Source organism: Streptomyces sp. NPDC002044, assembly GCF_040296725.1.
In the GTDB taxonomy this organism is placed as follows: domain Bacteria; phylum Actinomycetota; class Actinomycetes; order Streptomycetales; family Streptomycetaceae; genus Streptomyces; species Streptomyces antarcticus.
Genome location: NZ_JBEOXU010000007.1, coordinates 21,532 through 30,747, shown reverse-complemented (window position 1 = coordinate 30,747; position 9,216 = coordinate 21,532). Strand labels below are relative to the sequence as shown.

Sequence of the window (9,216 nt, the reverse complement as noted above, 5' to 3'; positions counted from 1 at the left end):
GGCCGGCCCGGTGCGTCATGCACCGGGCCGGCCCCTTCGCCGTCCCGCCTACGCGCTGAGCGGGAACTGCCGGCCCAGCTCGCGGAAGACCGCGCCGTTGAAGTCGAAGGCGCGCTTGCACTCGTCGATGATGCGCTGCTTCTCCAGGTCGTCCGCGTCGATCCCGTCGAGCAGTTCCCGGTAGGTCCGCTTGAAGGCGGCCGGGTTGGAGATGGCGGCGAAGACGTAGAAGCGGACGCCGTCGCCCTTGCGCGCGAAGCCCCACGTGCGCTCGGCCTTGTCGCGGATGATCTGCCCGCCGGAGAGGTCGCCCAGGTAACGGGTGTAGTGGTGGGCGACGTACCCGCCCGGCCACTGGGCGGCGCACTCGGCGACCCGGGCGGCATACGCCTCGGTCGCGGGCAGCGCCGCCACGCTGTCGCGCCAGCCGGCGCCCAGCAGGTGCTCGAGGTCGCGCTCGATCTCGGCGACGCGCATCAGCTCGGGCTGGATGAAGGGGCCCGCGACCGGGTCGTCCTTCAGGGAGTCGGCCGCGTCCTCCAGAGCCCGGTACACGAACCACAGCTGCTCGGTGTAGCGCGTGTAGGCGTCCACTCCGAGCCGGCCGCCCAGCAGGTCGCTCATGAAGGTCGACGTCTCGGCCTCGGTGTGCTGCTCGTGTGAGGCGACGCGGATGACCGTAGAGAAGGCGTCCAAGACGGACCTCCAAGAAGGGGGAAACAGGCGTGGCGGCTCAGCCGCCACACCGATCTTCCTACTTAGGCTTGCCTAAGTCAATGTGTTCCCGACGCCTTGTCGGTAAAAAAATCCGCCTCTTCCGGCGGCCCGCCCTACGGCAGGGTCAGGATCTCCGCCCCGGTGTCCGTCACCACCAGCGTGTGTTCGAACTGCGCGGTGCGCTTGCGGTCCTTGGTGACGACCGTCCAGCCGTCCGCCCACATGTCGTACTCGTGGGTGCCCAGGGTCAGCATCGGCTCGATGGTGAAGGTCATCCCGGGCTCGATGACGGTGGTGGCGTGCGGGCTGTCGTAGTGCGGGATGATCAGGCCGGAGTGGAAGGACGAGTTGATGCCGTGTCCGGTGAAGTCCCGGACGACGCCGTAGCCGAACCGTTTCGCGTACGACTCGATGACCCGGCCGATGATGTTGATCTGGCGGCCCGGCCTGACGGCCTTGATGGCGCGGGCGAGTGCCTCGCGGGTGCGCTCCACCAGCAGCCGCGACTCCTCGTCCACCTCCCCGCACAGATAGGTGGCGTTGTTGTCGCCGTGCACGCCGCCGATGTACGCGGTCACGTCGAGGTTCACGATGTCGCCGTCGCGCAGGACGGTGGAATCGGGGATGCCGTGACAGATGACCTCGTTGACCGAGGAGCACAGCGACTTGGGGAAGCCCCGGTAGCCGAGCGTCGAGGGGTAGGCCCCGTGATCGCACATGTAGGCGTGGGCGACCTTGTCGAGCTCGTCGGTGGTCACCCCCGGCGCGATCAGCTTGGCGGCTTCCTCCATCGCCTGGGCGGCGATCCGGCCGGCGGTGCGCATGGCCTCGATGGTCTCGGCCGACTGCACCTCCGGTCCGGTGTACGGAGTGGGCGCGGGCCTGCCCACGTACTCGGGCCGGCGGATGTTTCCGGGAACGGAACGGACGGGAGAGAGCTCGCCTGGTACGAGCAGTGACTGACCGGACATGCAAGCGAGTGTATCCAGCGGGTATGGGAGAGCATGGCGGCAAGAGCCGCATCGAGAGGAGCCTGACGGCGATGGCCTTGTTCAAGAAGCGACAGGTGGGCAAACCGGGCGAGTGGTACTACTGCCTGGTCCACAAAAAGGTCGAAGAGGGCCCCGACTGCCCCGCCAAGGACCGCTTCGGCCCGTACGGGACGCCGGAGGAGGCGACCCACGCCATGGAGACGGCGCAGGAGCGCAACCTCGAATGGCAGAACGACCCCAAGTGGAACGACAAGACGCGCGGGGAAGAAGAGGGCGGCGGGGGCACGGCCACCCCGTAGGGGCGGTCCGCGGCCGCGGCCGCGCCCCGGGCCGGTACCGGGACTGGGACCGGGCTGGTGCCGGGACCGGTACCGGCCCGGCCGCGGCTCCTACCAGCGGCTGGGCGGCGGGGCGGTCAGCTGATCGGCCAGCCGCGCCAGCCGGTCCCGGAAGCGGCGCGGCCCACGCTGCGCCGGCAGGCTGTTCTCCCCGGCGGCCGCGCTGACCAGGTGCTGCACCGTGTCCAGGTCCAGTTCGCCGCTGCCCTCCGCCACCGACAGCGCCTCGTGCGCGAGGGCCCCGAGATCCGGGTCTCCGCCGTCCAGGGACAGTACGGTCGCCCCGGCGCGCCGGGCGTCGTGGACGCGCTGGAGCAGCCCCTCGCCGGGGGGCTCCGGGGCCACCACCAGCAGGGTGTGCCCGCGCCGGGCCGCCTCCAGCCTGCCCAGCCCCACCGACAGGTGCGGCGGCTCCCCGGCCGGCACCCGGTGGCGCACGAGCGTCGGGGCCAGCTCCGGCAGGCCCGACCAGGCGGCCTCGTCCACCAGGTGCGCCGCCAGGTGCCAGGGCTCGTACTGCTCCGTCCCCACCAGCAGCAGGTTCCCGCCCGCAGGGGTCACCGAACGCCGGAGCGACCCGGCGAAGCGGCGCGCGGCACCCGGCCACTGCGTACCGGCGAGGACCTCGCGCAGCAGCGCGACTCTCACGGCATCCATGAGCGGCATCCTGCACCATGCGCGGGACGCGCGTGGCCGGTTCGCGACGTCCCGCCCGGCCGGCGGGCGCCGTGGCCGTTCGACTCTGATGATCTCGGGGTTACCCTCGCCCCCATGACCTCTACGGACAGTACTCAGCAGCCCCCGGCCAAGGCGCCCGCCAAGGACCCGTGGGACCTCCCCGACGTCTCCGGCCTCGTCGTCGGCGTCCTCGGCGGCACCGGTGACCAGGGCCGGGGCCTGGCCTACCGGCTCGCCCGGGCCGGCCAGAAGGTGATCATCGGCTCCCGCGCCGCCGACCGCGCGCAGGGCGCCGCCGCCGAACTGGGCCTCGGCGTGGAAGGCGCGGACAACGCCGACTGCGCCCGGCGCAGCGACATCGTCATCATCGCCGTCCCCTGGGAGGGCCACGCCAAGACCCTCGAATCGCTGCGCGAGGACCTCGCCGGCAAGCTCGTGGTGGACTGCGTCAACCCGCTCGGCTTCGACAAGCAGGGCGCGTACGCCCTCCAGGTCGAGGAGGGCAGCGCGGCCCAGCAGGCGGCCGCCCTGCTCCCGGACTCCCGCGTCACGGCGGCCTTCCACCACCTCTCGGCGGTCCTGCTCCAGGACGCGTCGATCGACGAGATCGACACCGACGTGATGGTGCTGGGCGAGTCCCGCGCGGACACCGACCTCGTCCAGGCCCTGGCCGCCCGCATCCCCGGCATGCGCGGGGTCTTCGCGGGCCGCCTGCGCAACGCCCACCAGGTCGAATCCCTGGTCGCCAACCTGATCTCCACGAACCGCCGCTACAAGGCCCACGCGGGCCTGCGCGTCACGGACGTCTGAGCCGGGCGGTCCGCAGGGCCCGTCGCGGTACGCCTGCCCGGCCGCTCCGTCCGTCCCCCGGACCCGGAGCCGCCGGGCACACGGGCGGTGGTCCACCACCGGTAGCTCGCAGGCAGCTTCGCGAATCCCGGTTGACGCGGGCAGGAGCCGCGCCGGAGCATCGGGGTGCGGCCTTCTCGCCGCCGAGCACACCCACCCCGCCCCACGACCGCGCCGCCGCACGCCCGCACGCCCGCATGAGAGAAGTGGACCACCCGATGAGGCCAGAAGCCGTTGTAGCGTTGCTCGCCGAACCCACCCGGCTGCGGGTCTTCTCCGCGGTCGTCCTCGGAGCGTCCACGCTGCCCGCCGCGGCCGAAGCGGCGGGAGTCAGCGCCAAGGAGACCGCCGTCGCACTGCGCCGCCTCCAGGGCGGCGGCCTGGTCGTCGAGTCCGAAGGGCTGCTCGCCGCGCGCACCGGCCACTTCAAGGACATCGTGCGCGACACCCGCACCACCGAGGAGCCCGAGCGTCACGGCTACGCCGACGAGGAGGTCGAATCGCTGCTGCGCACCTTCGTACGGGACGGCCGGCTGGTGCGTCTGCCCTCCCAGTGGGGCCGCCGCCGCATCGTCCTCCAGCACCTGACGCACCGTACGTTCAGCACGGACACCACCTACGACGAGCGCTCCGTCAACGAGGAGCTCAAGGTCTGGTGCGAGGGGGCGGGCACCGACCACGTGACGGTCCGCCGCTACCTCGTCGACCTCTGCCTCCTCGGCCGCGAGGCCGGCCGCTACTGGCTGCGCACCGACATCCAGCCCGCGCTGTAGACCCTCGGTCGGGTCCGCGTACGCGTCCGTACGCGGACGGATCCGTCCGCGTCCCGCGTCCGTTCCGTGCCGTCGCGTGCCGTCCCGCGCCGTCGCGTGCCGTCCCGCGTCCGTTCCGCGCACCCCGCAGGGCCCGCCCCAGGCGGGCCCTGCGGCATGTCCGCGCCCGTCGCCGTGCCCCGGCATGGCGGGTGAACTGCCTGGTCAGTGCCTGTCCGAGTGCCGCAAGCGCACCGTCCGGCGTGCCTAGCCTTGCACCGTGTACGTGCCGGACCCGCCCCGCGGCCCGTGGCCCGCCGGCGCGCCGGACCGCCCCCGCGCGCCGGACCATCCCGCGCCCCGGCCCGCTCCGCGCCCCGGACCGTTTCCGTACGGACCCGGCCGGCACCGCGACCAGAGGAGATCAGTAGTGTTCCCGTTGTCCTACGCGCAGCAGCGTCTGTGGTTCCTCAACCGGCTGGAAGGGCCGAACTCCACCTTCAACGCCCCGCTGACCCTGCGGCTCTCCGGCCCGCTCGACACCGCTGCCCTCGGTGCCGCCTGGCAGGACGTCCTGGAGCGCCACGAGAGCCTGCGTCCCTCCTTCGCCGAGAGCGACGGCGAGCCCCGCCAGAGCGTCCTCGCCGCCGACGACCCGAGGCTCGCCCTGGTCACCACCGGCTGCGCCGCCGCCGACCTGCCCGCGGCGCTCGCCTCCCTCCAGTCGGCCCCCTTCGACCTGGCCGCCGAACTCCCCGTCCGTGCACGGCTGCTGGCCGTCGGACCCGAGGAACACGTCCTCGCCCTGGTCATGCACCACATCGTCAGCGACGGCTGGTCCATGGCCCCCCTGCTGCGCGACCTGACCCGCGCCTACACCGCCCGCGCCGGATCCCCGGCCGGACCCGGCGCCGCCCCCGACTGGGCGCCGCTGCCCGTCCAGTACTCCGACTACGTCCTGTGGCAGCGGGACCTGCTCGGCGCGGGCGAGGACCCCGGCAGCCTCCTCAACGAGCAGCTGCGCTTCTGGCGGGACGCGCTCGCCGGACTCCCCGACGCACTGGAACTGCCCGCCGACCGGCCCCGCCCGGCCGTCGCCACGCATCGCGGCGGCCAGCTCTCCTTCGACCTCGGCCCCGAACTCACCGACCGGCTCCGCGAGACGGCCCGCGCGAGCGGCACCACCCTCTTCATGGTCCTCCAGGCCGGCGTGGCGGCCCTGCTCACGCGCCTGGGCAGCGGAACCGACATCCCCCTCGGCACGATCGTCGCCGGGCGCTCCGACGAAGCCCTCGACGACCTCGTGGGCTTCTTCGTCAACACCCTCGTCCTGCGCACCGACACCTCCGGCGACCCCGCGTTCACCGAACTCCTGACCCGCGTCCGGAACACCTCCCTGTCCGCCTACGGGCACCAGGACATCCCCTTCGAGCGGCTGGTCGAGGAGCTCAACCCGGTCCGCTCCCGGTCCCGTCACCCCCTGGTCCAGGTCTCCGTCGAACTCCACGCGGCCGACGGCGTCCCGGCCTCCTGGCCCGGCCTGGAGTGCGCCGAACTCCCCGCCGACCTCGGCGGCATCGCCAAACTGGACCTGAACTGGGACTTCTTCGAGACCGCCGACACCGTCACCGGAGAACTCGCCTACGCCCGCGACCTCTTCGACGACGAGACCGGCACCCAGCTGGCCCGCCTCCTCACCCGGCTGCTGACGGCCGCCGCCGCCGACCCGGCCGCCCCGCTGTCCCGGCTCGCCCTGCTCACCGCCGAGGACCGCCTCGACCTCCTCGCCGGGCGGCACCGCCCCCAGCACGCCGACCTCACCCACGGCGTGCTCGCCCGGATCCGGGCCCACGCGGCGGCCCGGCCGACCGCCCCCGCCGTCACCGACGCCGACGGCACCGGCCTGGACTACGCCGGCCTCGTCGGCCGGGCGAGCGCGGTGAGCCGCCGCCTGCGGCCCGCCCCCGACGCCCCGCGCGGCTTCGCGGCCGTCCTCGCCGACCGCGGTTCGGGCGCCGTCACCGCGCTGCTCGGCATCCTCGGTGCCGGGTGCGCCTACTTCCCCCTCGACAGCAGGGCCCCGCTCGCCCGCAACGCCGGCCGGCTCAATGACACCCGGGCCACCCACCTGCTCACCGAGGCCCGGCACGCCGGCCGTGCCCGGGAGATCGCCGCGGCCGCCGGGCACCCCGTCGAGGTACTCGTACTGGACGACACCACGGACCCGTCCGACGACCTGGCCCCCGTCACGCACGGCCCCGACGACCTCGCGTACGCCATCTTCACCTCCGGCTCCACCGGCCGGCCCAAGGGCGCGATGGTCGCGCACCGCGGTCTGGTCAACAACCTGCTCGGCGAGGCCGAGGCCATCGGCATCACCGGCCCCGGCCACGTCGTCGCCTCCAGCGCCCCGCTGACCTTCGACATCTCCGTCTGGCAGATGCTCACCGCGCTGATCTTCGGCGGCCGGGTCCAGGCCGTCGACGAGGCCACCGCCCGTGACCCGCGCGCCCTGTTCGCCCTCGTCGTGGACAGCGGCACGACCGTCCTCCAGGTCGTTCCCAGTCTGCTCCGGGCCGCCCTCGACGACTGGGACGCCCGCGCGGCCGCCCCCGTACCGCTTCCGCTGACCGCGCTCGCCGTCACCGGCGAGGCCCTGCCCGGTGACGTCGCCCGCCGCTGGCTGGCCCGCCACCCGGACATCCCGCTGGTCAACTGCTACGGGCCCACCGAGTGCTCCGACGACGTCACCCAGGCCGTCATCACCGCCGCCGACGCCCCCGCGGGCGCCCGCAGCCCCATCGGCGTGGCCAGCCGCGGCATGACCCTGTACGTCCTGGACGACCACCTCGGCCTGGTCCCGGCCGGAGTCCCCGGCGAGCTGTACATCGGGGGCGTCGGCGTCGGCCTCGGCTACCTCGACGACCCGGTGCGGACCGCCTCGGTGTTCGTCCCCGACCCGTTCCGCGACGAGCCCGGACACCGCATGTACCGCACCGGCGACGTCGTCCGCTACCTGCGCGACGGCCGGCTGGAGTTCCTCGGCCGCCAGGACCACCAGGTCAAGATCCGCGGCCAGCGCATCGAGCTCGGCGAGGTCGAGTTCGCGCTGCGCCGGGTCCCGGGGGTCCGGGACGCCGTCGCCTCCGTACTCACCGGCCCGACCGGCCTGCGGACGCTCGTCGGCCACTACATCGGCACGCCCACCCCGGCCGAGGCGCGCGCCGCCTTGGCCGCGGTGCTCTCCGACGCGATGGTGCCGTCGGTCCTCACCCCCCTCGACGCCTTCCCCCTCACCCCCAACGGAAAGCTGGACCGCACGGCGCTGTCCGTCCCCAACCTCGCCGCGGCCCCGGCCGGACGCGCCCCGGGCACCGCCGAGGAGAAGGAGCTGTGCCAGGTCTTCGAGGAGGTGCTCGGCGTGACCGGGATCGGCCCCGACGACGGCTTCTTCGACCTCGGCGGCCACTCGCTGCTGGCGATCCGCCTGGTGACCGCCGTCAACCAGCGCCTCGGCGCGGACCTCCCGCTCAGTGCCGTCTTCGAGCGGCAGACCCCGGCCGGCCTCGCCGCACTCCTCGACGGCGGGGCCCCGCTGCCCGCCGGCCCGGCCGGCGCGGGCCTGACCGAGGACGTGTGGCTCGACGAGGAGATCCGTCCGACCGGACCGCCCGCCCGCGAAGCCCCCGCCGACGGCGGCGCCGGCCCCCGGCACGTCCTGCTCACCGGGGCCACCGGATTCCTCGGCTCCTTCCTGCTCCGCGACGTCCTCGCGCACTCCGCGGCCACCGTGCACTGCCTGGTCCGGGCCGACGACGACGCCGGGGCGATGCGGCGCGTCGAGCGGGCCCTGACCGGTTACGGGCTGTGGGACGAAAGCCTGCGCGCCCGGATCGTCCCGGTCGCCGGGGACCTCGGCCGGCCGTTGCTGGGCCTGTCCGGGGAACGCTTCGACGACCTGGCCCGCCAGGTCGAGCTGATCCTCCACAACGGCTCCCGGGTCAACCTGATGGAGTCCTACTCCCGGCTCAAGGCGGCCAACGTGGACGGCGTCCGCGAGGTCCTCCGGCTCGCCGTCCGCCACCGCACCAAGCCCGTCCACTACATCTCCACGATCAGCACGGTCGTGGCCGGACCCGACGACCCCGAGGTCCTGCCCGAGTCCTGGGTGAGCGACCCGGCGCTCATCGACCCGTACGGCTACGTGCGCAGCAAGTGGGTGGCCGAGGGGATCCTCCGGATCGCCCAGGAGCGGGGCGTGCCCACCGCCGTCCACCGCCCGTCCCGGATCGCCGGGGACTCGGTGACCGGGGCGGTCGGCGGCGACGACGCCTTCTGGCACTACGTGCGGGCCTGCGTCGAGCTCGGGTTCCGGCCCGCGGCCGGCGCCGAGGGGGACACCCTGCGCGAGAACATGGTGCCGGTGGACTTCGTGTCCCGCGCCGTCGTCCACCTGGCCCTGACGGGTCCCGCCGACGGCCGCGTCCACAGTCTCGTCAGCCCCGAGCAGGTCGAGCTGTCCGCCGTCCTCGACCACGCGCGCGCCGCCGGACACCCGGTGGAGGAACTCCCGTTCCAGGAGTGGCGGGAGCGGCTCAACGACCGGGCCGCGGGGCAGCCCGCCGGACTGCCCGGGGCCACCGGCAGCTCGGTCCCGGCCGTCGCGCTGCTGGCCAGTACGAACGGGGACGCCTCGGGCCGCTACCCGGACGTCTTCGACCGCGGCAACCTCGAGCGCGGGCTGGCCGGGAGCGGGCTGGAGTGCCCGCGGGTCGACGCCGCGCTCCTGGGACGGTGGTTCGACTGGTTCGCCCGTACCGGCTTCCTGCCCGTACGCGGCTGAGCCCCGCCTCCCGCCCGGCGCGCTGCCCGTCACCGGGGGCCCGGGCG

General features: G+C 74.0%; 7 protein-coding genes. 4 read left to right on the top strand and 3 right to left on the bottom strand.

Translation table 11 applies throughout. From position 1 onward, the window contains the following. Positions 1 to 48: 48 nt before the first annotated feature. Positions 49 to 696: a biliverdin-producing heme oxygenase gene (locus tag ABT106_RS03385; RefSeq protein WP_351271578.1), complete on the bottom strand. Its 648-nt coding sequence runs from the start codon at positions 694 to 696 to the stop codon at positions 49 to 51. A 134-nt stretch (positions 697 to 830) separates the two neighbouring features. After that, positions 831 to 1,688, bottom strand: a complete 858-nt coding sequence (map, locus tag ABT106_RS03380; protein WP_351271576.1) for a type I methionyl aminopeptidase — start codon at positions 1,686 to 1,688, stop codon at positions 831 to 833. Between the two features lie 71 nt (positions 1,689 to 1,759). Here map and ABT106_RS03375 point away from each other — a divergent pair, with 71 nt between their 5' ends. Beyond that, entirely contained in the window at positions 1,760 to 2,008 is a 249-nt protein-coding gene (locus ABT106_RS03375; RefSeq protein ID WP_351271722.1) for a hypothetical protein, read from the top strand. A 90-nt stretch (positions 2,009 to 2,098) separates the two neighbouring features. Here the strand turns inward: ABT106_RS03375 and ABT106_RS03370 are convergent, their stop codons facing one another. Then, the gene (locus ABT106_RS03370; RefSeq protein ID WP_351271573.1) at positions 2,099 to 2,704 is read right to left on the bottom strand and encodes a hypothetical protein; all 606 of its coding nucleotides are present in this window, start codon (positions 2,702 to 2,704) and stop codon (positions 2,099 to 2,101) included. A 114-nt stretch (positions 2,705 to 2,818) separates the two neighbouring features. Between ABT106_RS03370 and npdG the strand changes: the two genes are divergently transcribed. From npdG to ABT106_RS03355, 3 genes are all read left to right on the top strand, one after another. Next, positions 2,819 to 3,535, top strand: a complete 717-nt coding sequence (gene npdG / locus ABT106_RS03365) for an NADPH-dependent F420 reductase (protein WP_351271570.1) — start codon at positions 2,819 to 2,821, stop codon at positions 3,533 to 3,535. A 257-nt stretch (positions 3,536 to 3,792) separates the two neighbouring features. Continuing rightward, positions 3,793 to 4,347 carry a DUF2087 domain-containing protein gene (locus tag ABT106_RS03360; RefSeq protein ID WP_351271567.1) on the top strand — a complete coding sequence of 185 codons (555 nt, stop codon included), beginning with the start codon at positions 3,793 to 3,795 and terminating at the stop codon, positions 4,345 to 4,347. 409 nt (positions 4,348 to 4,756) lie between these two features. Beyond that, entirely contained in the window at positions 4,757 to 9,169 is a 4,413-nt protein-coding gene (locus tag ABT106_RS03355; RefSeq protein WP_351271565.1) for a non-ribosomal peptide synthetase, read from the top strand. Positions 9,170 to 9,216 lie beyond the last annotated feature (47 nt).

Bases quoted from the DNA above. Each gene is read 5' to 3' on its own strand.
- map (WP_351271576.1), bottom strand. From the start codon at position 1,688: ATGTCCGGTCAGTCACTGCTCGTACCAGGCGAGCTCTCTCCCGTCCGT.
- ABT106_RS03375 (WP_351271722.1), top strand. From the start codon at position 1,760: ATGGCCTTGTTCAAGAAGCGACAGGTGGGCAAACCGGGCGAGTGGTAC.
- ABT106_RS03370 (WP_351271573.1), bottom strand. From the start codon at position 2,704: ATGGATGCCGTGAGAGTCGCGCTGCTGCGCGAGGTCCTCGCCGGTACG.
- npdG (WP_351271570.1), top strand. From the start codon at position 2,819: ATGACCTCTACGGACAGTACTCAGCAGCCCCCGGCCAAGGCGCCCGCC.
- ABT106_RS03360 (WP_351271567.1), top strand. From the start codon at position 3,793: ATGAGGCCAGAAGCCGTTGTAGCGTTGCTCGCCGAACCCACCCGGCTG.